General features: G+C 48.2%; 22 protein-coding genes and 1 riboswitch. Of the genes, 3 read left to right on the top strand and 19 right to left on the bottom strand.

All coding sequences use genetic code 11. From position 1 onward, the window contains the following. Nucleotides 1-4: 4 nt before the first annotated feature. Complete coding sequence (locus tag MHB64_RS03365) at nucleotides 5-208, bottom strand: hypothetical protein (RefSeq protein WP_094874365.1); 204 nt, start codon at nucleotides 206-208, stop codon at nucleotides 5-7. Nucleotides 209-391: 183 nt separating this feature from the next. Here MHB64_RS03365 and MHB64_RS03360 point away from each other — a divergent pair, with 183 nt between their 5' ends. Both MHB64_RS03360 and MHB64_RS03355 read left to right on the top strand, forming a co-directional pair. After that, a complete protein-coding gene (locus MHB64_RS03360) occupies nucleotides 392-1054 on the top strand; it encodes a DUF1129 family protein (protein WP_341133706.1) in 663 nt (220 codons plus the stop codon). 47 nt (nucleotides 1055-1101) lie between these two features. After that, nucleotides 1102-2043: a hypothetical protein gene (locus MHB64_RS03355; RefSeq protein WP_094878709.1), complete on the top strand. Its 942-nt coding sequence runs from the start codon at nucleotides 1102-1104 to the stop codon at nucleotides 2041-2043. Between the two features lie 86 nt (nucleotides 2044-2129). On the opposite strand, the gene ilvA is transcribed toward MHB64_RS03355, so the two are convergent. The 6 genes from ilvA to purM form a co-directional block, all read right to left on the bottom strand. Further along, the gene (gene ilvA / locus MHB64_RS03350) at nucleotides 2130-3392 is read right to left on the bottom strand and encodes a threonine ammonia-lyase IlvA (RefSeq protein ID WP_094874362.1); all 1263 of its coding nucleotides are present in this window, start codon (nucleotides 3390-3392) and stop codon (nucleotides 2130-2132) included. 194 nt (nucleotides 3393-3586) lie between these two features. Beyond that, the gene (locus MHB64_RS03345) at nucleotides 3587-4882 is read right to left on the bottom strand and encodes an SEC-C metal-binding domain-containing protein (RefSeq protein ID WP_094874361.1); all 1296 of its coding nucleotides are present in this window, start codon (nucleotides 4880-4882) and stop codon (nucleotides 3587-3589) included. 288 nt (nucleotides 4883-5170) lie between these two features. After that, the gene (purD, locus tag MHB64_RS03340) at nucleotides 5171-6436 is read right to left on the bottom strand and encodes a phosphoribosylamine--glycine ligase (RefSeq protein WP_341133705.1); all 1266 of its coding nucleotides are present in this window, start codon (nucleotides 6434-6436) and stop codon (nucleotides 5171-5173) included. A 23-nt stretch (nucleotides 6437-6459) separates the two neighbouring features. Beyond that, a complete protein-coding gene (gene purH / locus MHB64_RS03335) occupies nucleotides 6460-8007 on the bottom strand; it encodes a bifunctional phosphoribosylaminoimidazolecarboxamide formyltransferase/IMP cyclohydrolase (protein WP_094874359.1) in 1548 nt (515 codons plus the stop codon). A gap of 170 nt (nucleotides 8008-8177) precedes the next feature. Continuing rightward, nucleotides 8178-8795: a phosphoribosylglycinamide formyltransferase gene (gene purN, locus MHB64_RS03330; protein ID WP_094874358.1), complete on the bottom strand. Its 618-nt coding sequence runs from the start codon at nucleotides 8793-8795 to the stop codon at nucleotides 8178-8180. Then, nucleotides 8795-9835, bottom strand: a complete 1041-nt coding sequence (purM, locus tag MHB64_RS03325) for a phosphoribosylformylglycinamidine cyclo-ligase (protein WP_313640286.1) — start codon at nucleotides 9833-9835, stop codon at nucleotides 8795-8797. Before purM ends, purN begins: the two co-directional genes overlap by 1 nt. Before the next feature lie 400 nt (nucleotides 9836-10235). Between purM and MHB64_RS03320 the strand changes: the two genes are divergently transcribed. Beyond that, complete coding sequence (locus MHB64_RS03320; RefSeq protein WP_341133704.1) at nucleotides 10236-10442, top strand: hypothetical protein; 207 nt, start codon at nucleotides 10236-10238, stop codon at nucleotides 10440-10442. Between the two features lie 166 nt (nucleotides 10443-10608). Here the strand turns inward: MHB64_RS03320 and purF are convergent, their stop codons facing one another. From purF to MHB64_RS03260, 12 genes are all read right to left on the bottom strand, one after another. Continuing rightward, nucleotides 10609-12105: an amidophosphoribosyltransferase gene (gene purF, locus MHB64_RS03315; RefSeq protein WP_094874355.1), complete on the bottom strand. Its 1497-nt coding sequence runs from the start codon at nucleotides 12103-12105 to the stop codon at nucleotides 10609-10611. Continuing rightward, complete coding sequence (gene purL, locus MHB64_RS03310; RefSeq protein ID WP_341133703.1) at nucleotides 12090-14336, bottom strand: phosphoribosylformylglycinamidine synthase subunit PurL; 2247 nt, start codon at nucleotides 14334-14336, stop codon at nucleotides 12090-12092. Before purL ends, purF begins: the two co-directional genes overlap by 16 nt. Then, on the bottom strand, nucleotides 14314-15003 hold the full coding sequence (gene purQ, locus MHB64_RS03305; RefSeq protein ID WP_076121674.1) for a phosphoribosylformylglycinamidine synthase subunit PurQ: 690 nt from the start codon (nucleotides 15001-15003) through the stop codon (nucleotides 14314-14316). Before purQ ends, purL begins: the two co-directional genes overlap by 23 nt. Before the next feature lie 5 nt (nucleotides 15004-15008). Beyond that, nucleotides 15009-15254, bottom strand: coding sequence for a phosphoribosylformylglycinamidine synthase subunit PurS (gene purS / locus MHB64_RS03300; protein ID WP_036680912.1), 246 nt, complete (start codon nucleotides 15252-15254; stop codon nucleotides 15009-15011). 127 nt (nucleotides 15255-15381) lie between these two features. Then, the gene (locus MHB64_RS03295) at nucleotides 15382-16272 is read right to left on the bottom strand and encodes a phosphoribosylaminoimidazolesuccinocarboxamide synthase (protein WP_076286947.1); all 891 of its coding nucleotides are present in this window, start codon (nucleotides 16270-16272) and stop codon (nucleotides 15382-15384) included. A 319-nt stretch (nucleotides 16273-16591) separates the two neighbouring features. After that, the gene (gene purB, locus MHB64_RS03290) at nucleotides 16592-17887 is read right to left on the bottom strand and encodes an adenylosuccinate lyase (RefSeq protein ID WP_341133702.1); all 1296 of its coding nucleotides are present in this window, start codon (nucleotides 17885-17887) and stop codon (nucleotides 16592-16594) included. 5 nt (nucleotides 17888-17892) lie between these two features. Next, entirely contained in the window at nucleotides 17893-19071 is a 1179-nt protein-coding gene (gene purK, locus MHB64_RS03285; protein WP_341136044.1) for a 5-(carboxyamino)imidazole ribonucleotide synthase, read from the bottom strand. 53 nt (nucleotides 19072-19124) lie between these two features. Next, nucleotides 19125-19610 (bottom strand): 5-(carboxyamino)imidazole ribonucleotide mutase, encoded by a 486-nt coding sequence (gene purE, locus MHB64_RS03280; protein ID WP_042124025.1) that lies wholly within the window; start codon nucleotides 19608-19610, stop codon nucleotides 19125-19127. Nucleotides 19611-19826: 216 nt separating this feature from the next. Next, a riboswitch (purine riboswitch) is annotated at nucleotides 19827-19928 on the bottom strand. Between the two features lie 276 nt (nucleotides 19929-20204). Next, nucleotides 20205-20639 carry a universal stress protein gene (locus MHB64_RS03275; protein WP_094874601.1) on the bottom strand — a complete coding sequence of 145 codons (435 nt, stop codon included), beginning with the start codon at nucleotides 20637-20639 and terminating at the stop codon, nucleotides 20205-20207. A gap of 40 nt (nucleotides 20640-20679) precedes the next feature. Then, nucleotides 20680-20943, bottom strand: coding sequence for a DUF1294 domain-containing protein (locus MHB64_RS03270; RefSeq protein WP_094874602.1), 264 nt, complete (start codon nucleotides 20941-20943; stop codon nucleotides 20680-20682). 110 nt (nucleotides 20944-21053) lie between these two features. Next, a complete protein-coding gene (locus MHB64_RS03265) occupies nucleotides 21054-22241 on the bottom strand; it encodes an MFS transporter (protein WP_341133701.1) in 1188 nt (395 codons plus the stop codon). Nucleotides 22242-22392: 151 nt separating this feature from the next. Then, nucleotides 22393-24528: a DNA topoisomerase III gene (locus MHB64_RS03260; RefSeq protein WP_341133700.1), complete on the bottom strand. Its 2136-nt coding sequence runs from the start codon at nucleotides 24526-24528 to the stop codon at nucleotides 22393-22395. Nucleotides 24529-24598: the final 70 nt, after the last annotated feature.

Genomic DNA, 24598 nt, shown 5'->3' with positions numbered 1-24598 from the left:
TCAATCAATCATAGCTGTTGTTAAACATCTCATGGGTTTCTTGACTGCCTTCCCAATCCTTACTCAGGCCCTCTGCTGCAGGTTCTTCCGTGGAATTCCACATGCTGAATCCATCGGATCCGCCCCAATCCCCCATTGAATGATTGGGCGTAGGCTCAGAACCGTTGCCCATGACTGTTCCCTGTTCCTTCTTGTTCTCATGTTCCATAAAGCTCCCAACCTTTCCCAAAGCTATATTGATCAAGCAACAACATTATCAGTGTTCACTCTTATAAAAGGATTATGCATAGGAAAATAGAAATGCTTGTCCTTGCGCAGACCTATCAGGCAAACGTATACTCTAGGTTAAAGACTATACCGATTAACACTACTGGAGGTTTACATCCCTATTATGAAAGTGAAAGATATGATTAAGGAAAATAACGCCCTGCGCGAGCAGATGACGCCTTTCAATCGATCCTATTTTGAAGATATGATCCTAACGATGCGGGCCAGTAGGGTAGAAGCTCTCCGCGCTGAAGAACTTTTACTGGATGCAGCCAAGCTGCTTCTGAAAGAACAAAAAAAAGGTAAAAACGCTAAACAGGTGTTTGGCGAGAATCCGGATGATTATTTTAAAGAGATCATAGACAGCGTTCCCACACGCCCAGCGCGCAGCAAATGGAACTATTACTTGATGATTCCCTGCGCGGCTCTAACCTGTTTGTTCGGGATCTTAGCTATAGGTGGACTCTTCTTGCAATGGACTAACGGTTCACCCGGGATGTTCGAACAGATTAGCCTCTTCACACTCTTCGCTGTGGGGGCAGGTTCCATTATCTTAATCGAACTTATTATGAAATGGTTAACCTCCTTGTCTGAGGGGGATGCACCTAAAGCCCAACCCTTTGATATCAAGGGCCTTGGCGTCTATATCGGAATCGCCGTAGTTGCCGTATTCATTGGCTTGTACCTCGACCGGTTATTTCCGGTCATCACCTTATCCCCGTGGGTAAGCTTAATTGTTTCCCTGATCGGGGCCATTGGACTAAAATTTATATTTTTCAAAAAATAGTAGTCATGCTCCACCCGTACTTCATCCGATAGACAGGGGGATCTTTCATGAATAAGAAGCAATATATTTTCTATTCTGTTCTAGCAGTAACATTGGGATTAGGCGCTGTACCTATAGGAACGATTCAAGCTGAAGGCGCTGCCAGCCCTCCTGTGGGAGGCGCTAAAGCAAATCCTATGACAGCAAGCAATAATCATGCGGAGGCTATCTATAAAGCTGCATTGCCGCTGTTATCTTCCTCTAATAAGTTACCCGAAGCTATTAAATATTTGAACGCCAATATGTATGCGGTAGGTTCGTATCGTGCCACGATAATGACACTGAAGCTTGAGAATTTGCACAAGGCAGCGCTTCCGGCGTGGGAGAGCAAATTCAGTACCAGCAATGTCCAGCGGAAGCTCACCGCCATCTATAAGGCTGGCGCTAGCATGAAGACCCTTGCTGATGCCACAGAAGACCTCACTCTGCGCACACTGCTAAAGAGTGCCAGCGAAAATGGATATAAACTGGAGACCGCGGAAGGCACTTTTTTCCCGGTGATCGATTATGAGGCTTACCGCAAATATAAGCTTTATGTCACTGACGATATCAGCGCGTATCTATCCATTATGGCTACGGAATCTGATCTGCCCTCCTCCAAGGATAACGGGCTGGTCATTGGTTGGACCGATGTAGCTGCACGAGCACTGTCTCAAGAGCAATTTATTCAAAATCATCCGAAATCGAACCGAATTTCAGCTGTGAAATCCTTATATTCTATCTATGTTAACAATACGTTTTACGGCCAGAATAACACGCCCCTTTTCCATTATGACAATCTTGAAATGGACTTGGAGGCGCAGAAAGCCTACTCTAGCATTCTCACCAAGAATAAAGACAACAGCCCATTCCTGCAGAAACTAGATGGCTTCATGAAATTGATGAAAGACAAAGATTATAAATTAACAGATGAAGTCGAACAATACCGTAAGACTGAATTACCTCTCTAGTATGATATACAAAAGGCCCGTCCCCATTCATTCCGGGACGGGCCTTTCTATGTTCATTAACGAAATGATTAAAGTGATGAAAGAAATTAAATAAGGATGTTAAAGAGATTGGAATCCTTATTGATTTCTACATAATCTACACCCTTCTGCTGCATCCGTTCGATAAGTGGTTCATAAGCCTCAATGGACAATAGCTCTATGCCTACAAGCGCGGGACCATTCTCTTTATCATGCTTCTTGATGTACTCGAAACGGGTAATATCATCCTCTGGACCGAGGATTTCGTCCAAGAACTCACGCAGGGCACCTGCCCGTTGTGGAAAGTTCACCATGAAGTAGTGCTTTAAGCCTTCGTAAATCAGTGACCGCTCTTTGATCTCCTGCATACGGTCAATATCGTTGTTACCACCACTGATGATACATACGACCGTCTTCCCGCGGATTTGATCACGGTATTGATCAAGTGCTGCGATAGGTAAGGAACCTGCCGGCTCAACCACTATAGCATTCTCGTTATACAGCTCCAGAATGGTGGTACAAGCCTTGCCTTCAGGCACCATCACGATGTCATCCAGATGCCGGGAACAAATATCATAAGTCAGTCCGCCAACGCGCTTTACAGCCGCTCCGTCCACGAACTTGTTAATTTCTTTTAGCGTTACCACTTCTCCAAGTTTGATCGCTTCAGTCATTGAAGCAGCACCAAGCGGTTCCACACCAATCAACTTAGTGGATGGACTCACCGTCTTCACATAAGTGGCTATTCCTGCTGCCAGACCGCCCCCACCAATCGTTACGAACATGAAATCTGCAGGATGGTCCAGATTCTCCATTACTTCCATAGCTATCGTTCCATTGCCTGCAATAATTCTCGGCTCATCAAACGGGTGGATCAACGTCATACTATGGTCTATACAAGCTTGCAGCGCTTCATCATAAGCATCATCGAAGGTATCGCCCTTCAGGATGACTTCAACGAACTCACCGCCGAATTTCCGAACTTGTTTGATCTTCTGGTTAGGTGTCGTGGTTGGCATATAGATCTTGCCCTTAATTCCAAGCGCCTTACAGGAATAGGCTACACCTTGCGCATGATTTCCTGCACTCGCACAGACAATGCCTTTGGCTCTATCTTCTGCTGACAAACTACGAATCATATTATAAGCTCCGCGAATTTTGAAGGAGCGCACAATTTGCAAATCCTCACGCTTCAAATACACATCGCAATCATACTTGGCCGATAGTACGGCGTCACGCTGTAGTGGAGTCCGGATGATGACCTCCCGCAGTACGTGATGAGCCCGTACGATATCTTCCATTCCTACGATTCGGTCTTCCTCTTCTCTCATAACCCTCTCGCCTCACTATCATCTATTCATTCTACTTCTTGTAAACATACTCTCCCAAAGACATTTTTTCAAGCATTGTCCGCTGTACACAATACAATTATTAATTCAAATCTTATACTTTTTTATATTAAAAAGAGACTACAGGAATCTCCTATAGTCTCTTAAGTTCATGTACGTCCAAGATCTGAATTCTACTAATCCTGTTGCTTCAGCATCCACTTCAATAGATCAGGTAGGCTTGTCCACAAACGTGAGTGTACAATCACATATTCGATAGCTTCATTAGCGTCGCCCATCCCCACAAAATCCGGAAGATTATGCGGCAATCTTTTGAGCCCTAACAAATAATCAGGCACATGCTTGTTCACATTCCGCGCTACGCGGTACAACATTTTCAGTTGGGACGTAATCCCATTCTTCTTATATTCTAAGACCATACGGTCGTAAGCTACTGTCGCCGCTGCATCATTACCAAACTTCTCCAGAACATTTTCTGTCTTCTTGAGCTTATTGGTGTAGAGATACGCAGCCGTAAGAAGGTAACGTGCACCAGTGTTATCTTCAGGATTCAATTCAAGAATATGCTCAAGTACTTTTTGTGCTTCTTCAGCATTTCCGCTAAACCAGCAGGAGTCAGCGTAGCTTTTACAGATTCGAATGTATGGACGCGTCTCGTGGAGGCCCCAGAAATGTCCTTTATTCTCTGCAAAAAAAGCTTCTCCCAGCTCACGCGCACCCGCTTCCATCCCTGCTTTCAGGAAAGCACGAGCATCTGCTTCATTCTCTGCTTCCTCAGCCAAAATGAGATAAGCATCCGGACTGTCCGGATAAACCTCTAATGCGGCTTCAGCTAACTGTATCCGGCGGTTGGATGAATTGGTTTGCATAGCCTTTTGTAATAGTGCTTGCTCCTGATCCTTCGGACTGCCTGAGATGTTCAGCAAAAGTAACTCTTCTTCCGCACCACCCATGCCATATTCCTCAATGTAATTGAGCATCTCTTTAACTTTTCTAGAGATGGTAGGCGTAGTAACCTCATGTTTGGTAGCAAGATCCGCTTGTGTTAGGGAGAAGCCATATTCTTCAGACAAAATAAATTCGATCGCCGCGCAGAAAGAGCCCATTTTCTTCACAGCAGGCTTAGTCTTACGGGAATAACCATTCCACAGAACTAAAGCTTCCCAAATAAGCTCTCTATCATAGCTTTCTCTCATGCTCTCAATAAGGTGCAGCGCCAGTTGTTCATGTGCCGGATGCTCCCAATTCAGATCACGTGTCACTTTTTTTCTAAGCGTAGCAAGAGTAAGCTTCACTTCAGGTTGTGCAACGGGTTCCTGTTTCTCAGCCACAGTCTCGCTAGCTGCTGCTTCTTCCTTGTTTACAAGCTGCATGATGGACTCTACGGCAGAAGTTTCTTTACCAAGACAGCATTTCTTATATTTTTTCCCGCTTCCGCAAGGACACAAGTCATTTCTTCCAATCTTACTCAAAACGAATTCCTCCTTAAATCTGTGAGTAGCCATTCGCCATAAGCGTAATCGCTAGTATGCACTATAAGTATCATCATTTCCAGGCACGAGGCATCCTTTATAAGGTTACTGCACAAAGTCTGAAGGACTCCGATTTAAAAGGGCCTTCCCATGATCGGAAAGGCCCTTATCTGTATATATCCGCACATTTTCCCCCGTACGTGTAGTATTATAGCACTTCTTCTATCACTTGTCAGTCCTTTTTTAGGACTTAAAGCGCAAAAAAATGCTAGATACAGTTCTTTATCCTTATACCAATGCCTTCATAGCGATATCGGTACGATTTTGTTTCCCGGAAAAAGTGATTCCTTCTGCCCTAGCGTAAGCTACAGCACGAGCTTCAGCAATCGTAGCACCTAGGCCTACCACGCCTAGTACCCGACCACCATTCGTCACCCAGCTTCCGTCTTCACCACGCGCCGTACCAGCATGGAAGATTAGCCCTCCTTGGCTGTCTTCAAGACCTTCAATGGATACACCCTTTGGATAAGGACCTGGATATCCTCCCGAAGCGAGAACTACGCATACAGCCGCTTCGTCGCTCCATTCAATGTCGATATCTGTAAGTCTGCCCTCTGTGACTGCCAGAAAGATTTCTAGCAAGTCACTCTTGAGTCTAGGCAACACGACTTGTGTCTCAGGATCACCGAAACGGGCATTAAATTCAATCGTCTTCGGTTTCCCCTCTGGAGAAATCATCAGTCCCGCAAACAGTACACCGCTGAAAGGACGACCTTCGTCCACCATGGCTTTTGCTGTCGGCTTAATGATAGTCTCAATCGCTTCTTGGATAATGGCCTCATCAATATGTGGTAAAGGCGAATAGGTACCCATTCCACCGGTATTAGGACCTTTATCTCCATCAAATACCGGCTTATGATCCTGAGCAGCAGCCATAGGACGTACCGTTTCTCCATCTACAAATGCCAAAATCGACATTTCCTGTCCAGCTAGAAATTCCTCAATAACAACCTGAGCGCCTGCTTCACCGAATACCTTAGTGACCATAATATCAGCGAGCGCTAGCTCAGCTTCTTCCCGAGAATAAGCTACTGTCACGCCTTTGCCTGCTGCCAGCCCATCTGCCTTGATTACGATCGGAAGCGGCTGTTCCCGCAAATAAGCTAACGCAGCTTCATAGTCGTCGAATTTCTCATAGGCTGCTGTCGGAATATTATATTTATGCAGAAGATCCTTCATAAAGGTTTTGCTGCCTTCGATCTCCGCTGCATTCTTGCGTGGGCCAAACACAGGAATATCCTGTGCTTCAAAAGCGTCCACAATCCCAGCAGCGAGCGGATCATCTGGCCCGATGACAACAAGACCTACTTCCTTCTCTTTCGCAAAAGCCGTCAGACGATCGAACTCAAAGACTCCGATCGGCACACATTCGGCTAACTGCGCAATCCCGGCGTTGCCGGGTGCGCAATAGATTTTACCTGCTTTGGGGCTTTGGGATAAACTCCAGATTATCGCATGTTCCCGGCCGCCACCGCCAACCACTAAAATATCCATTAGAATATGATCCTCCCAGTGCTCTAGTGTTTGAAATGACGGACGCCTGTGAAGACCATAGCAATACCATACGCATTAGCGACCTTAATCGATTCTTCGTCTTTAATGGAGCCGCCAGGCTGAATCACAGCAGTGATTCCTGCCTTTGCTGCCATTTCAAGCGTATCGCCCATGGGGAAGAAAGCGTCGGAAGCGAGTACGGCTCCCTTAGATTTTTCACCAGCTTGTTCGATGGCAATTTTAGCTGCACCTACACGGTTCATTTGTCCTGCACCTACGCCAACAGTCATATCATCAGCAGCCAGTACAATCGCATTAGACTTCACATGCTTAACTACTTTCCATCCGAACAACAACTGCTTCAATTCTTCTTCGGTTGGTTTACGGTCCGTAACAACTTGTAGATCATCCGGGTTCACAGAGTGCACATCGCTCTCCTGTACAACCATTCCTCCATCGATGGAGGTAACTACGAAGCTGCTCTTACGCGCACTAGCCGTACTAAGATTACCGATTTTAAGCAAACGGAGATTCTTTTTCTTCGTAAGGATTTCCAGTGCTTCTTCCGTAAAGCCTGGTGCCAACACGATTTCGAGGAAAATATCTTTCAGCAGATTTGCTGTGTCTGCATCAATAATGCGGTTTGCTGCTACAATCCCACCAAAGATAGAAGTTGGATCCGCGTTGTAAGCTTTTTGATAAGCTTCGTATACACTTTCACCCGCACCTACACCACAAGGGTTCATATGTTTAACCGCTACGACAGCAGGCTCTTCAAATTCTTTCACAATTTGCAGTGCTGCGTTTGCATCATTGATATTGTTGTAAGACAACTCTTTGCCGTGCAATTGCTCAGCCGCAGTGAGTGTATCCAGTGCCGCCAATGGCTTGCGATAGAAAGCCGCTTTTTGATGCGGGTTCTCACCATAACGCAGATCCTGAATCTTCTCATAAGTCACGGTGTAGCGCTCTGGTAGAGGCTCGCCAGTAACGTTAGCCAAATAATCGGAAATTAAGGCATCGTAAGCCGCCGTATGACGGAACACTTTTGCCGCAAGACGTTTGCGTGTTTCTAGCGTTGTATCTCCACCTGCGCGAACTTCTTCAAGCACTGTAGCGTAGTCATTAGCATCCACCACTACACTCACAAAAGCATGGTTCTTCGCCGCAGAACGCAGCATTGTAGGTCCGCCGATATCGATATTCTCGATGGCTTCCTCGTAGGATACGTCAGGTTTTGCGATCGTTTCCGCGAAAGGATACAGATTCACAACAACCAGATCGATGTAATCCAGACCCAGCTCTTTCATTTGACGCGTGTGCTCCTCATTATCACGAACCGCAAGCAATCCGCTGTGTACAGCAGGGTGCAAGGTTTTGACACGTCCGTCCATGATTTCCGGGAATCCTGTCACATCGGAAATCCCGATGACTGGAACACCTTCTTTAGCCAAAAGCGTGCTTGTTCCACCTGTAGAGATAATTTCTACGCCTAATGCAGACAACTCGCGGCAAAAATCCACGATACCTTGTTTATCCGATACGCTGACTAGCGCTCTTTTGATACTCACTTTGAATAGTCCCCCTTCAGGTTGTACAAACTTATACTTTCTTATATTTTGAAGAAAACCCACAACGCGACATAGAACGCCGCTTATGCAATATTTCCCGAGAAATACCCTGAAACAGCTCGGTCTGTCACCAAATGTCGATCCAAAACTTCAAATGGCTGTGGTGCAGCTTACTTTTCGCGGATAATCGCCTTTCTTCCACTCAGTTCCACTTTCCCGCTGGCAATAGCGCCAACCACTTCGGGATACAGCTCATACTCAACCTTATGAATACGTTCTGCCAATGCATCCGCCGTGTCGTTATCCTGCAGGGCTACGCTGCGCTGAGCAATAACAGGCCCGGTATCCATACCTCCATCGACAAAATGCACAGTAACACCCGTCAGCTTCACGCCATAATCCAGCGCTTGTCCGATTGCATCTTTTCCTGCAAAAGCAGGCAGCAGCGATGGATGAATGTTAATAATTCGTCCAGCATACGGCGTTAAAAGCACTGGCGTAATAAGACGCATGTATCCTGCCAGCACAACCAGCCCGATTTCCCGCCGCTGAAGCTCTGCTACAATCTCTGCTTCGTAGAGTTCACGGCTGGCGAAGTCTTTTGGCCGCAGCAAGAGGGCGGGAATGCCCGCATCCTCCGCTCGCTTAGCTACAGGTGCCTCTGGCTTGTCAGATACAAGCAGCTCAATATTGCCCTCACCAAGCAAGCCTGCTCTCTGTGCATCGATCAGTGCAGCAAAATTACTGCCTTGCCCAGAAGCAAAAACAGCGATTCGACTTAATTGCATCACACTTCAGCTCCAGTAAAGGTTACTTTGCGTTCCCCTTCTGTCACTTTACCAATGATATAAGCCTCTTCTCCGCTCGCTTTGAGCAGTTCAAGAGCACGTTCTCCATCAGCAGCACTAACAACCAGAACAAGTCCAATTCCCATATTAAAAGTAGTAAACATATCACGGTTGCTTACGTTTCCTTTGTTCTGCATCAATCCGAAGATCGGCAGAATCGGCCACGATCCGTAATTAATCTCCACATCTACACCGTCAGGCAATACGCGCGGGATGTTCTCGATGAAACCGCCACCCGTAATATGTGCCATCCCTTTCACCGGAAGCTGCTCCAAGAGCGCCAGCAAAGGCTTCACATAAATCTTAGTTGGTGCCAGAAGGACATCGACAAGCGGAGCTCCAAGCTCCGGAAGCACATCATTCAGGCCATAGCCATCTTCCTCAAGCAAAAGCTTACGCACCAGCGAGAAGCCGTTGCTGTGCACACCACTGGAAGCCAAACCAATCACTGTATCTCCAGCAGCGATGTTAGCGCCTGTTACCAGCTTCGCTTTGTCAGCTACGCCAACTGTGAATCCAGCGATATCATATTCGCCCGCTGAATACATGCCTGGCATTTCAGCCGTTTCGCCGCCAATCAGCGCACAACCTGCTTGGTGACAGCCCTCTGCGATTCCTGCTACAATCGCTTCGATTTTCTCCGGCACGACTTTGTCGCAAGCTAGATAGTCGAGGAAAAATAACGGCTCCGCGCCTTGCACTACAATGTCGTTCACGCACATAGCTACAGCATCGATCCCAATCGTGTCATGGCGATCCGCCGCGAACGCGATTTTGAGCTTCGTGCCTACACCATCAGTTCCCGATACGAGCACTGGCTCTTCATATTTATCTTTATTGAGGCCAAACAACGCTCCGAACCCACCAAGATCCGTCATTACTTCTGGACGGTAAGTACGTTTTACGTGCTTTTTCATGCGTTCTACCGCTTCGTTACCAGCCGCAATATCCACTCCGGCGTTTTTATAAGCTTCCGACACTTGGGACACCTCATCTTATTTTAATTTAGAGCGCGTTTGCGGGGCATTCGGGATTTGTTTGGTGGTTATACAGGAGCTATTACAAAGAATGTTTGGACTTCCGATCGCTGTTATGTTTGGATTTCCTGATTTAAACCGCTATCTGCGGTAGAAATCCAAACATAAGCGTATGCTTACGAAGCGAGCTTTCCTTCGGAAAGCTTTCGGGCGAACGCTAACGCTTCTACAGTTCCAAACTTCCTCTCCATAACTCCCTCCAACCACCGCTTTCACCCTACTGCAAGCCGCAGTGCGCGCCTTGCACACGAACCTCAAGACCTCGAAGCATGAGCTGCGCCACGCACCTCCTTAAGCGAAACAAGCGGGTCCTGCATTTGCGCAGCAAACAGGGACGAGCTTGGTGAGCTGCTCTTGGAGCTTCGGGCGCAGCCGAGCGCCTACCTTAGCGAGACTAGCAGGTTCCGCATTTGCGCAGCAAACAGGGACGAGCTTGGCGAGCTGCTCTTGGCGCTTTGGGCGCAGCGGAGCGCCTTCCTTAGCGAGACTAGCGACAGCTTGGCGAGCCAGTCCCGGCGGCGATAAGCAGCCGGGGGGCGGAACGCCGTAAAGCGTGTCCCGACCGTGCGAAGCACACAGGGACAAAGCGAGCACCTGCATCCACACCCTCTTAGCAAGCTATAACCAAACTCCTACCGCCGAGCTTTCGGGTGGCCGGAGGGCAGAGCCCTTCGGAATCCCCCTTAGCAAGGGGGACTTAGGGGGATGGACCTACGCTAGCAACTGCAACCGTCCTTCTCCGCCCCGCCAAAATCAACCTGCGTCGGGTAATCGTTATCGAAGCAAGAAAGGCATAAGCCGCCTTTGTAATCATCTTTGTTGTGACCACCAATGGAAGTGATTAGGCCCTCCGGTGACAAGAATGCCAAGGAATCGGCATTGATCTCTTCGCACATTTCCGCAATGGTCTTGTAGGATGCGATGAGATCGCGGCGGTCTGGGGTATCAATGCCGTAGAAGCAAGGATTCTTAAAAGGCGGCGATGTAATCCGCACATGCACTTCAACAGCTCCCGCTTCACGGAGCAGATTGACGATCCGCCGTGAAGTTGTTCCACGCACGATGGAATCATCGATCATGACGACACGTTTGCCATCAACCACACTGCGCACGGCGCTTAGCTTCATTTTCACACCTTGCTCACGCAGCTCTTGGCTCGGCTGGATGAAGGTCCGGCCTGTATACTTGTTCTTGATGAGACCAAGCTCATAAGGAATACCCGTCTGCTCCGCAAATCCAATGGCTGCCGAGATACTTGAATCCGGTACACCAGTTACGAGGTCAGCATCTACGAAAGCTTCTAATGCCATGCGGCTACCCATCCGCTTACGGGCGGTGTGCAGGTTAGCGCCATTCATATCACTGTCTGGGCGAGAGAAGTAAATATACTCCATCGCGCAAAGCGCTTTACGTTTTGGCTCGGTAAAACGATCCTCTAACAGGCCATTTTTATCAAGCACGAGCAGTTCGCCAGGTTCGATATCACGGACTAACTGTGCTCCGATAACTTCTAAGGCGCAAGATTCGGAAGCAAAAATATAGGCGTCGCCGATCCGTCCCATTACAAGCGGACGCAAACCATGGGAATCCGAAGCGACAATTAATTTGTCATTCGTCATAAGCAGAAAAGCAAACCCGCCAACCAGTTGTTTTAACGCATCCTTAGCCGCTTCAACAAAATCCTTTGGCGAACGCGCAATCAGATGTGCCAGCACTTCTGTATCACTTGTGGTTTGGAAGATCGATCCGCTTTGCTCAAGCTGTTTACGAATCAACGGTTCATTTACTATGTTACCGTTCGTAGCAATCGCTAAATCGCCGTCACGATATTTAAATACGAGCGGCTGTGCATTGGTTAAGCGGCTGTCTCCGCTAGTCGAGTAACGCACATGCCCGATGGACATGTCTCCAACTAGGGAAGCAATTTTGTCCTTGTCGAATACTTCTTTTACTAACCCCATCCCGCGGTGATAGTTGAAATCACGACCATCTGCTACGCAGATGCCCGCACTTTCTTCCCCACGGTGCTGTAAGGCGTGCAAGCCGTAATAAGACATGGACGCCGCTTCCGGGTGTCCGAAGACCCCGAAAACGCCGCATTCTTCTTTTAATGTGTCAAAAATATCTCCCGAGCCCGTTCCTTCATTGTAAAAGTCACCAGTCCACAGGATAGGAGTCTCCTGCTCTTTCCCGGTCTTTATTTCATAAGACATGGAATAGCATCCTCCCAAACGAATTTTAGGTTCGCTACAGCTTCATCTAATACGGATGCACCGTCCAGATTTACGCGCAGTCTGTCTCCACCTACAGTTCCGATGATTTCTACGGGTACGCCGCTGGCAGCAATCGCTGCTTTCAGCTCTTCCGCACGTTCAGGCGCTGCCGTCAGCACGATACGTGATTGGCTTTCGCTGAACAATGCTACATCGGATCTAAGTCCATTAGCAGATAGTTCAATGTTCGCACCAACGCCACCGCTGATGCAGCTCTCTGCAAGTGCTACAGCAAGGCCGCCTTCGGACAAGTCATGTGCCGAACGCACCAGACCGCCGCGAATCGAGCTAAGCACTGCGCTCAGCAGTTTTTTCTCCGTATCCAAATCCAAAGCTGGAGGACGGCCTTCCGTTACACCATGAACGGCATATTGAAATTCACTACCGCCAAGCTCCGCTTTTGTTACGCCTAGCAGAAGGATGGAATCTCCTTCTTGTTTGAAGCCTTGAGTCGTAATATGATCCGTATCCGTTACTAAACCAACCATGCCGACAACCGGCGTTGGGTAGATGGAGCCCGTAGTATTTTCGTTATAAAGACTGACATTCCCGCCGATAACCGGAGTATCCAGCACACGACAAGCTTCAGCCATCCCATCAACCGCACGCTCCATTTGCCAGAACACATCAGGTTTCTCAGGGTTTCCGAAGTTTAGGTTATCGGTAATAGCAAGCGGTTCAGCACCCGAACAAACGATGTTACGGGCCGCTTCGCTGACTGCAATCCGTCCACCCACTTCAGGATCAAGATAGACGTAACGACCGTTACAGTCCGTAGTCATCGCAAGTCCTTTACGTGTGCCATGAATGGTAACTACAGCCGCATCAGATCCAGGTCGAACAGCCGTACTAGTCCGTACCATGTAATCATACTGGTTGTATACCCAGGCTTTGCTTGCTACGGTTGGTGATCCAAGCACCGTGCGCAGAGCGCCGCCTAGATCCGTAACTTCCGCGTAACGAAGCGTATCTACTGATTCATTTTCTACATAATAAGCAGGAACCTCAGATGGTTTGTTATACACTGGACACTCATCCACAAGCGCTGTTACTGGCATGTCACCAACAACCTCACCGTGATGGTACAGCTTCAAGCGACCATCATCCGTAACTTTACCGACTTTACAGCAGATAACGCCCCAGCGATCAAAAATCTCTTGCGCCTGTGCCTCATCCTTCGGCTCTACTACGAACAACATCCGTTCCTGCGATTCCGAAAGCATCATTTCATAAGGGGTCATGCCATCTTCACGTTGTGGCACCTGATCAAGATACAGCTCCAAACCGTTGCCCGCTTTACTTGCCATCTCGGCACTAGAGCAGGTAAGTCCAGCCGCACCCATATCCTGAATCCCAATAACGATGCCGCTGTCGATCAATTCCAGGCAAGATTCCATTACGAGTTTCTCCATAAACGGATCGCCTACTTGTACAGCTGTACGTTTAGCTTCTGACTCTTCACTTAGTTCAACGGATGCAAAAGTAGCCCCATGAATCCCATCACGTCCAGTAGGAGGACCTACGTAGAAGACGGGGTTCCCTACACCTTTAGCGACACCACGTTGGATTTTATCATGATCAATTAGACCGACACACATTGCGTTAACAAGCGGGTTACCGTCATAGCTATCATCGAACATGATTTCGCCGCCCACGGTTGGAATCCCGATACAGTTACCATAGCCAGCAATACCAGACACCACATGCTCGAACAAATATTTCACGCGATCGCTTTCCAGCTTGCCGAAACGCAAGGAATTGAGCAGTGCGATAGGTCTTGAGCCCATGGAAAAAATATCACGAATGATCCCACCTACGCCTGTTGCCGCACCTTGAAAAGGTTCTACCGCTGAGGGGTGGTTATGACTTTCGATTTTGAATACAACCGCTTGGTTATCTCCGATATCTACAATCCCTGCGCCCTCGCCAGGTCCCATCAGGACACGTGGCCCAGTAACTGGGAAACGTTTCAACAATGGCTTAGAGTTCTTGTATGCACAGTGTTCGGACCACATTACGCTGAACACGCCAATTTCAGTATAGTTCGGCAAACGTCCCATAAAAGACTTGATGAGCTCATATTCGCTGTCCGACACACCGAATTGGCTGTAAATTTTCTGCTCTGCGATCTGTTCTGCGGTCGGTTCCTTAACGGATACTTGCTGCGTCATGACGATCCCTCCAAGTCTTCAGTATAGATGTGAACATTCGTTTGCCATCTTCAGATCCGAGCAAGCTGTTAGCTGCACGCTCAGGGTGAGGCATCATGCCGACTACATTCCCCTGCACATTACTAACACCCGCAATATCAGCTACAGAGCCATTAGGATTATCGCTATATGTGAACACAATCTGATTGTTAGCTTTTAGCTCAGCTAAAGTCTCTTCATCACAGTAGTAGTTTCCTTCGCCGTGAGCGATCGGGATGACGATTTCTTCATCCTTAGCATAATCAATAGTAAATGGGGTTTCGTTATTAACAACCTTAAGCACTGTATCATGACAACGGAACTTCATGGACATGTTACGACGCAGCGCGCCTGGCAATAAACCAGCCTCAGTAAGAATTTGGAACCCGTTGCAAATGCCTAGCACGAATTTCCCTTGCTCTGCTGCTTTAGCAACCTCAGCCATTACAGGAGCAAATCTTGAAATCGCGCCGCAGCGCAGGTAATCACCATATGAGAATCCGCCTGGAACCAAAATGCAATCATACGCCGACAAATCTGTCGCTGTATGCCACACATAATCGACTGGTTCGCCGAGACTGTCCTCTACCGCCTTGTAGCAATCAATATCACAGTTAGAGCCTGGGAAGACAAGTACAGCAAATTTCATGTCGTTTAGTCCTCCAATTCGTAGCGGTAATCCTCGATCACCGTGTTGGCAAGTAGCTTTTCGCACATTTCCTTGAGGCGCACTTCTGCTTCAGCACGGTTATCCGTGTCTAAAGTCAGCTCCATATATTTCCCAATACGCAAACTTTCAACTTCTTGAAAACCTACCGAATGAAGTGCTCCTTGCACTGCTACACCTTGTGGATCGAGAACGCTCTTCTTAATGGTGACATATACCGTCGCTTTTAACATATGCTTGTAGTTCCTCCTAAATTTTTATGTGTATATACTTTCTGAAAGCTGAAACTCTACTAAAAGTAACTCTAGCTTTAAAAACATACACTTCATTTATTCCCATGAGTAAACACACAATGTTGAGCTATAAAGACTTGCCAGTAAGACGATGATAAATGTCCAGATAACGGCGCGTAGTTTCTTCAACTACTTCTAGTGGAAGTGGATCCGGTTTGCTATTTTTATCCCAGGAGGATGCAGATAGATACGTACGAACAGGTTCTTTATCCATACTATCAATTTCGATATCAAGCGCGTATTTGTCCTTGGCCCAGAAACGTGAAGCATCCGGCGTAAAAATCTCATCTATCAGAATCACCTTGCCATCCAGCAAGCCGAATTCAAATTTGCAATCTGCTAGAATGATTCCCCGCTCCGCACAATACTCTCTGGCAAAAGAGAACAATTGCAAGCTCTTCTCCTGCAGCTCGAGTGCCAGATCAGCACCGATTAGCTCCTGCATCTTTTCAAAAGGAATATCCTCATCATGACCTACATCGTTTTTAGCCGCAGGGGTAAAGATTGGCTGTGCCAGCAGCGCATTTTTGCGCAAGTTCTTAGGAAGCTCAATACCATTCACTTTGCCCGTTTCTTGATACTGTCTCCAGCCCCCACCAGTGATACACCCACGAACAACACATTCGATATCGATGCGCTCTGCTTTGCGTACCACCATAACACGGTTTCTGAGAGCTTCCTTGTCCTTAACGATGTCTCCGAGCAGATCCACATCGATATGAACGACATGATTCTCCATCAGCTCTTTGGTCTTTCCAAACCAGAACGCACTCAGACGGTTAAGCACATTGCCCTTTTCAGGTACCGCCGGGTCCAGCACATAGTCAAAAGCAGATATCCGATCCGTGACGACGATCAGTACATTCTCCCCTAAATCATATAGCTCACGAACTTTCCCTTTATAGAGCAGCGGCGCATTGATGAGTTCCACGGCTGTGGATACGGCCGACGATGTCATGACCTTTCCTCCCTTGAACTAATGATCTTCCTAAGTTGGGCTGGTCTAGGAGGAAGCACTTCCGAGGAATGTTTGGACTTCCGATCGCTGTTATCCTCAGATTTCTTGATTTGAACCGCTTCTCGCGGTAGAAATCCGAGGATAAAGGCGAACGCTGACGCTTCTACAGTTCCAAACCTCCTCTACAGTGCTCCCCCATCCAGCTTTGCATTTATTGCAGCGTTCCTCAGTTCACCACTAACTTATCTTTTTAGGATCTCTAAGGTCTCATTCCGAGGAATTCGTTCCTTATCGACCCAACCATTAACGCACCTATTTTTTAGATAAGCTCTAGCTTGCGGAAGATGGTGTCCACATGCTTAAGGTGCCAAGAAGGGTTAAATGCATCTTCAATTTCTTCTGGGGTAAGAACATTAGTGATCTCAGGTGTAGCTTCCACGATATCGCGGAACTGTTGTTGCTCTTCCCAAGCTTGCATAGCACGCGGTTGAACGGTATCGTACGCTTGCTCACGGCTGAGACCTTTGTCGATCAATTTAGTCAAAATACGACCGGAGAAAGGAACGCCGAACGTACGGTTCATGTTACGCTTCATGTTCTCTGGGAATACAGTCAGGTTCTTCACGATGTTTCCGAAACGGTTCAGCATGTAGTTGAGCAGCATTGTCGCATCCGGAAGGATAATACGTTCCACAGAGGAGTGCGAGATATCGCGTTCATGCCAGAGCGGTACGTTCTCGTAAGCTGTAACCATATGTCCGCGAATAACGCGGGATAGACCGGAAATGTTCTCGCAGCCGATCGGATTACGTTTATGCGGCATAGCGGATGAACCTTTTTGACCTTTTGCAAAAGCTTCTTCGACTTCGCGAATCTCACTCTTTTGCAGGGCACGGATTTCAGTAGCGAATTTGTCTAGCGAAGTCGCTACCAAAGCAAGAGCAGCCATGTATTCAGCATGACGGTCACGCTGCAGAGTTTGTGTAGAGATTGGAGCTGGGCTTGTACCGAGCTTACGGCAAACGAATTCTTCTACGAAAGGATCGATGTTAGCGTAAGTACCAACGGCACCGGAGATTTTACCGAACTGCACACCATTCGCTGCATGGCGGAAACGCTCCAAATTACGTTTCATTTCTTCGTACCACAGCGCCATTTTCAGACCGAAAGTAGTTGGTTCAGCATGAACACCATGCGTACGGCCCATCATCGGCGTATCTTTGTAAGCAACCGCTTTGTCTTTAAGGATCTCAATAAAGTTGATGATATCCTTCTCTAGAATCTCATTCGCTTGACGAAGCAAGTAACCCAGTGCCGTATCTACCACGTCAGTAGAAGTAAGACCGTAGTGAACCCATTTGCGTTCTGTGCCAAGGCTTTCGGAAACCGCACGTGTAAATGCGATAACGTCATGACGTGTCTCTTGTTCTATTTCATCAATGCGTGCGATGTCGAATTTAGCGTCTTTACGCAGTTTAGCTGCGTCTTCGTGCGGGATTACGCCCAGCTCAGCCCATGCTTCACAAGCACAAATCTCAACTTCCAGCCACGCTTTGAATTTATTTTCCTCCGTCCAAATAGCTCGCATCTCAGGTCTGCTGTAACGTTCGATCATATTCTTTAGTTCCTCCAAAGTTTAGATTGCTCCACCCAGGACAAGCCGTCTCCGGTATCCTTGCAGAGCAGATTGATATGGCCCATCTTGCGGCCGGTCTTACTCTCAGTCTTGCCATATATATGAAGCTTAGGTACAACACCCAGCTTATTATCTTTTTCGTCCTGTGTACAGGTCGCTTTAATGGCGCCATCCAAATGCTGACCTAGTACATTCACCATAACTACAGGTGTCAAAAGCGTTGTGTGGCCCAGCGGCAGATTACAAATCGCCCGGACATGCTGCTCGAACTGTGAAGTCGCGCAAGCGTCCATGGTGTAATGCCCGGAATTATGCGGCCTTGGTGCCAGCTCATTGACGAACAATTGACCGTCCTCTGTGACGAACATTTCTACTGCCAGCAGTCCAACCGCATTTAGTCCAGCGATTAATGTCTCTGCCAATTCACATGCTCTCCGCTGAATCTCTTCTGACACTCTTGCAGGCACAATGGACAGATGCAAAATATTATTCACATGTATGTTCTCAGCAGGTGGGAAGCTCTTAACCTCTCCAGAAGCACTGCGTGCGGCAACAACGGATATTTCACACTTAAAAGCTATGAACTTCTCAAGCACCAGCTCCGGCACAACGGCTCCGGGTGCTACCTGGCGGAAGGCTTCTTCCAGCTCTTCTTCCTGACGGATCACAGCCTGGCCTTTGCCGTCATATCCGCCTGTGGCGGTCTTCAGCACACAGGGAAGTCCAAGTTCAGCCGCCGCCACTTTCAGCTCCGCAAGGCTGTCCACCTTCCGGTACGGGGCGACGGGTACGCCTGCCGCCTCGATGGCGGCTTTTTCGCGCAGCCGATGCTGCGTCGTATACAGCAGCGCGCTGCCCTGCGGCACGTACGATTCCTCCGTCAACAGCGCGGCAACGCCCGCGTCGACGTTCTCGAACTCGTACGTGATGACGTCCGCGCGGCGGGCTAGCTCCCGCGCCGCGTCCCGGTCGTTATACGCCGCCGTAATCTGCGGCGTAACTTGGCCGCTAGGCGCATCCCGCGCAGGGTCCAGCGCCACGAAGCGGTACCCCATGGCGCTGCCGGCCAGCGCCATCATGCGCCCTAGCTGCCCGCCGCCGAGCACGCCGACGGTCGCGCCGGGCAGTAGCGTCCGGACGGTGTCCGTGCCGGACGCATCCATGGCGGCTGGCGAATTAGCGCCGCCAGCCTCCTGCAGCTTCAGCTCCTCTGGTCTCATAAGCTGTCGCTGCTTTCAAGCACTTCGCCCGTGATCGCATCCCGGCGCAGCTGCGCGCGCTGCTGCACTTCCGGATCGAACGCTCCGATGATCTGTGCGGCCAGGAGACCTGCATTAATGGCTCCTGCCTTACCAATGGCTACCGTTGCCACTGGAATGCCTCCTGGCATCTGTACGATGGAGAGAAGCGAATCCAACCCATTAAGCGCCTTCGACTGCACTGGCACTCCAATCACAGGCAGGATCGTCTTTGCAGCCACCATACCCGGCAAATGCGCAGCACCACCCGCTCCTGCAATAATAACGCGAATGCCCCGGCCCGCTGCTTCCTCCGCATAGCTGAACATTAAGTCCGGCGTCCGGTGCGCAGATACTACCTTCTTCTCATAAGATAATCCCAGCTCTTCAAGCACCGCACAAGCGTGCTCCATCGTGTCCCAATCCGATTTACTGCCCATGATAACAGCTACCTGTACAGACATGATTCGACCTACCTTCCAGTCACTAGTATGGATATCTTTATCTTGTAAATTCGAATAAAAAAAGCCCGATGACCAGACGCATTTTGCTGCGGGAGGATCGGACTAGTAAAGAAATTAGGAAAAAATAATCCGCGTGCCTATTACTAGACTGCCATGAAGCGGCGGAAAACGACATCATGCATCACTCCGTTACCCGGACCGTATGCATTGCTGCATTCTATTATCCTATTTCCTCGTAGTCCGGTAATTTACGGTTCCCGGGTAGAAACTTCCGGGCCATATTCCCGGTTTTATACGAGTTGCTCATGACATCAGTTTAACAATCCCCTACACAGGATGTCAACTCAAACACGAACATTGATAAATGCGTAATAATAAACGTTCGCTTTTTGGCTCATTTAAATTCTCAATAGCCCTTAATTCTGCTGATAAAGACTTCTTTCCGTACACTCTTCGCTCTAACAACAGATGTTATATAAAGTGTAAATTAGGCCTCATTCGAATATATATCATCCCTTTATGGCTTTACATTCCGTCTTATAGTTTCTTAACAATGAAAAAAGGAACGCCATAAGCGTCCCTTTTAACTTTATATTATTTCACTACCAGCACTGGAATGCGAGCACTTTGCACTACATTGTGGCTCACACTTCCCAGAACAAATTCACGTATTCCGCCAAGTCCGCGGCTGCCGATAACAATTACATCTATCGCATGTTCCTTAGCATATTTCAAAATCACTTCAGCAGGAGATCCTTGTAAAAGCTCAACCTCAGCATGCAAGCCTTCAGCCTCAAGACGTCCCTTTACTTCTTCCGTAGTCTGCACTGCTAAATCATAGTATTCTTTATTCACTGAAGCTGGCAGTGGTGCTAGAGCTTCTCCGATAAAAAATCTTGGGAATTCAAATGCGTGTACGACATGCATCGTAGAGCCCGGCGTTACTTTTGCGAGTTCAATTGCGCGCTCCAAAGCCTGATTAGAAGCCTTAGATCCATCATAGGCGAGTAAAATTTTAGAGAATAACATGTACGCCACCTCTTTTTCTAGTTTGTAATCATAATGACTATCACCTTAAAAAATAGCTGTACAAAAAAATATTCAGCAACAGAAGAAAGGGAATTCCGATCCTAAAGGACATATGTCGCGTCTTGTGGCGCTTACGATACATGGCAATCAGCACGCCTAATGCCCCGCCCATAGCTGCCAGCAGAAAAAGCGTCTTCTCAGGGACACGTTCTCGCCGTTTACGGGCTTTGTTCTTGTCTTCGGACATGACGACATACCCGATTATATTAATTACCACAAACCACAACATTATAACCTTGACCATTCTCCCGGGCTCCTCCTTGCTTCCTATCTATCTCTATTATATTCCTCTTTTTCTCAAAAAACCAATCATCCTTACACGTGCTGATAACTTCGCTATCTGCCTTTTTTGTCTCACTTCTGTGCATCATTCATCCATACCCATGACAATACCGCAGCAAGCGCCGCAGCAATCCCGCCTAGCCAGAACCCTCCAGTCAAACCATACACAGCACTCATCCAGCCTGCCACGAACGGACCTGCCGACATGCCTACCGCATAGACAGCCTGATAGAAACCCATAGCGGTTGCGCGTTTATATGGATCTACTTCGGATACCGACTTGCCTAGCAGCAATGGAAAAATAAGTCCCTGCATAAATCCGTTTCCTATCTGAGTCAGACAGAGCGTCGCTAACGTCGGCATAGAAGGAATAAGAAGTGTAAACAGTGCACTCCCCGCAAAGCCTAAGAGAAGCGTTCCCCTGTCTCCTAGCAGCCGTCCAAAGATCCGTGAACCATAGAGCGTCGCGATTGCATGCGGAATCATAAAAGCGAGCGTCAGCCAGCCCAAGCTTTCTTTGCTTGCTCCGATATTCAGGGCTTGGTTTGGCGTATAGCCGAACATCGTTATGAATAGCACACAGTGTGCCAATACAGACAGCAGTGAGACTCTTACCAGAAGTGGCTCCTTCATCACACCTGCCAGGTCCTTGATCTGGATCGCATTTTGACGTTTCTCCTGTTTTTGTTCAGGCAATTGTAGAGCAAGCAGCAGCGCCGCAATAGCTACAATTCCGCCAATCAGAAACGGGGTGTTCCAGCCCCAATGCTCCACCATGTAACCACTAATCATCATACTGGACAATTGGGCGATTACCGTAGTGAATTGCAGCATGCCCATCGCTTTTCCAGCTTCTTCTTTCGGGAAATATCCCGCAAACATCACAGTGTACACCACCCATGCGGAAGCCGCTATACCGGATACTGCACGTGCTGCCAATGCCCAACCAGGCTGTGCTCCCCACATAAAAAGAAAGCAGCTGGCTCCGCTCCCAATCAGTCCCAGGTAGATAAACGGCCTTCGCCGATTCAAGTAATCCGAACCAATCCCAATGGGCAGTCGGAACAGAATCTGCATCAACCCATATACACCTAGCACCATCCCCACCATAAAATACGATGCTCCCAAATGCTCCACATAAGGTGAGAGCACCGGAACATAAATATAAGAAGAGAACCAGAACATAAATACAATAACGAGAAAGAACAACCTGCTCCCACCCTGTGCCTGTGGACGATCTGCTGCTTTCAATTGATTCACCTGCTGAGCTTCCACCCTCATCACCTGCTCTATGTATTTGCTTAACATTCTAATTCAAAGCCTATCCGTAGACTACAAAAACTTACGTAAACAGAAAAAAGCTACTGAGCACGCTCAGCAGCCTTCATAATTACAATATATTCGAAGCTTTCTACTTATCCTTCTTTTGCCCTTCGAGCGCTGCTTTCAGCAGCTCCCCAAGGTTAGAACCGATGCTTTCCTGCTTACTATATTGCTGCACCAGCTTTTGCTGTTCGCGTTTATTCACATGCTTATGATCCTTATCCAAGGTTTCTGTGATGCCACAACCCAAACATTGTACGAACATGCCAGCTTTACCTTCTTTAAGTTCCATTTTCTTATGGCATTGAGGGCAGCGGCGATTCGATAGTCTTTTCTCTCCAGCACGGGTATATCCACAGTTATCTGCAGGACACACAAGCAGCTTACCCCGTTTGCTCTTTTTCTCGAGTAGTCTTGTACCGCATTCCGGACAATTACTGTTGGAGACATTATGTGGTTTGTATTCTGCTCCACTAGTTTTGACACCTGTAACCAGTTCCTGTGCCATACTGCGGATGCCTTGTAAAAAGAGCTCCGGTTTACCTTGACCACGCGCAATTTTCTCGAGTTCAGCTTCCCAGCGCGCAGTTAGATCTGGTGTCCGTAGCTGGGTGGATACCAGCTCGATAAGCTGCTTACCTTTTCCTGTCGGATGCAGGAGATTCCCCTGACGCTCAATCGTATCAGAGCTCACCAGCTTCTCGATAATATCCGCACGCGTCGCCGGGGTTCCCAGTCCATGCTTCTCCATTTGCGTCAAAAGCGAAGCTTCATTATAACGCTTCGGTGGTTGTGTCCGTCCAGGACGCACCATACAGCGGCCAATCGTGACAGTTGCCCCTTCGCGCAGCTCAGGCAGCTTTACACTGCCAGCTGCTGGCTCGTCCGATGCTTCCTCGTCATCATCGTTACTCATATCTCCGCCGTACACTTCACGCCAGCCGGCATCTTTTACTGTTGTTCCTTTGACATGGAAGCTCTCGCCCTCCGCGTTGACAGTAACAGCTACCGCATCATAACGAGCGGGTGGGTAGAACAAGCTGATAAAACGCCGCACGATCAGATCATACAGCTTACGCTCCTCAGTGCTCAGCCCATTTAGCAACACAGTCTGCTCTGTAGGAATAATAGCGTGGTGATCACTTACTTTACTATCATCCACAATTCGCTTCGTAATCGGCAGCGGTTTGCGCAGCAGTGGACGTGCCAACGCCGCATATGGACCGACAGCCACACTGTCCAATCTTTCCTTAAGTGTGCCTGTCATATCTGAGGTTAAGTAACGACTGTCCGTACGCGGGTAAGTGACTAGCTTATGCTGCTCATATAAACGCTGAAGCACACTGGAGGTCTGCTTCGCAGAGAAGCCGAACTTCCGGTTCGCATCACGCTGCAATTCAGTCAGATCATAAGCTAGAGGATGAGGCTCGCTCTTTTCACTCTTCTGCACCTTTATAATACGGCCGCTGCGCCCAGTAAGCTTATCCTTCAGACTTGCTGTCTTATCTTTTTCGAATATCCGCCCATCTCCGTTACTAGCCCGCCAAGCCGCTTGGAAATCCCCAAAATCTGCAGTCAATGTCTCAAAATCAACGGAACGGAAACCCGTAATCTCCTGTTCACGATCCATGATCATCCCTAATGTCGGCGTTTGTACCCGCCCTGCGGAGAGCGGCGAACCGAACTTACATGTCAGTGCTCTCGTGACATTCAGTCCAATCATCCAATCCGCCTCTGCGCGGCAACGTGCAGATTCATACAGACGATCAAATTCCCGACCGGGGCGGAGCTTTGCGAATCCCTCTTTAATTGCCTTATCAGTCTGTGAGGATATCCATAGCCGCCGGAATGGCTTTTTCCACCCTGCCATATTCATAATCCAGCGAGCCAGCAGTTCCCCTTCACGGGCAGCATCTGTCGCAACAATAAGCTCCTCAATGTCCTGACGCTTCATTAGATGCTGAACAGCTTTGTATTGCTGGTTGGTCTCACGCAGCACCTTCAGCTTTGCCTTCTCCGGTAAAATCGGTAAATCCTCCAAGGCCCAAGTTGCAAACTTTTTATTATAATCCTCAGGCTCTGCCAGGCCGACTAAATGCCCCAGTGCCCAGGTAACCACATATTTTGGACCTTCAATATAGCTCTTCTGTTTATTATTACATCCCATGACTCGTGCGATCTCGCGTGCAACAGACGGCTTCTCCGCCAATACTAATGTCTTCATAATGCTCCCCTTTCCACATCAAATTTCATTATAGCATTAAATGAATGTTAGCAAATATCGTCAGGCTTAT

This window comes from Paenibacillus sp. FSL K6-2859, assembly GCF_038008265.1.
In the GTDB taxonomy this organism is placed as follows: domain Bacteria; phylum Bacillota; class Bacilli; order Paenibacillales; family Paenibacillaceae; genus Paenibacillus_AQ; species Paenibacillus_AQ nitricinens.
This window is presented reverse-complemented; position numbering and strand designations above follow the sequence as displayed.

What these genes read in the sequence shown, in the direction of transcription:
- MHB64_RS03360 (WP_341133706.1), top strand. Translation starts at nt 392, where the DNA reads ATGAAAGTGAAAGATATGATTAAGGAAAATAACGCCCTGCGCGAGCAG.
- purD (WP_341133705.1), bottom strand. Translation starts at nt 6,436, where the DNA reads ATGGATATTTTAGTGGTTGGCGGTGGCGGCCGGGAACATGCGATAATC.
- ilvA (WP_094874362.1), bottom strand. Translation starts at nt 3,392, where the DNA reads ATGAGAGAAGAGGAAGACCGAATCGTAGGAATGGAAGATATCGTACGG.
- purB (WP_341133702.1), bottom strand. Translation starts at nt 17,887, where the DNA reads ATGATCGAACGTTACAGCAGACCTGAGATGCGAGCTATTTGGACGGAG.
- purQ (WP_076121674.1), bottom strand. Translation starts at nt 15,003, where the DNA reads ATGAAATTTGCTGTACTTGTCTTCCCAGGCTCTAACTGTGATATTGAT.
- MHB64_RS03365 (WP_094874365.1), bottom strand. Translation starts at nt 208, where the DNA reads ATGGAACATGAGAACAAGAAGGAACAGGGAACAGTCATGGGCAACGGT.
- purS (WP_036680912.1), bottom strand. Translation starts at nt 15,254, where the DNA reads ATGTTAAAAGCGACGGTATATGTCACCATTAAGAAGAGCGTTCTCGAT.
- purE (WP_042124025.1), bottom strand. Translation starts at nt 19,610, where the DNA reads ATGTCTGTACAGGTAGCTGTTATCATGGGCAGTAAATCGGATTGGGAC.
- purL (WP_341133703.1), bottom strand. Translation starts at nt 14,336, where the DNA reads ATGACGCAGCAAGTATCCGTTAAGGAACCGACCGCAGAACAGATCGCA.
- MHB64_RS03275 (WP_094874601.1), bottom strand. Translation starts at nt 20,639, where the DNA reads ATGTTATTCTCTAAAATTTTACTCGCCTATGATGGATCTAAGGCTTCT.
- MHB64_RS03270 (WP_094874602.1), bottom strand. Translation starts at nt 20,943, where the DNA reads ATGGTCAAGGTTATAATGTTGTGGTTTGTGGTAATTAATATAATCGGG.
- purF (WP_094874355.1), bottom strand. Translation starts at nt 12,105, where the DNA reads ATGTCTTATGAAATAAAGACCGGGAAAGAGCAGGAGACTCCTATCCTG.
- MHB64_RS03260 (WP_341133700.1), bottom strand. Translation starts at nt 24,528, where the DNA reads ATGAAGACATTAGTATTGGCGGAGAAGCCGTCTGTTGCACGCGAGATC.
- purN (WP_094874358.1), bottom strand. Translation starts at nt 8,795, where the DNA reads ATGCAATTAAGTCGAATCGCTGTTTTTGCTTCTGGGCAAGGCAGTAAT.
- MHB64_RS03295 (WP_076286947.1), bottom strand. Translation starts at nt 16,272, where the DNA reads ATGACATCGTCGGCCGTATCCACAGCCGTGGAACTCATCAATGCGCCG.
- MHB64_RS03355 (WP_094878709.1), top strand. Translation starts at nt 1,102, where the DNA reads ATGAATAAGAAGCAATATATTTTCTATTCTGTTCTAGCAGTAACATTG.
- purK (WP_341136044.1), bottom strand. Translation starts at nt 19,071, where the DNA reads ATGGATGCGTCCGGCACGGACACCGTCCGGACGCTACTGCCCGGCGCG.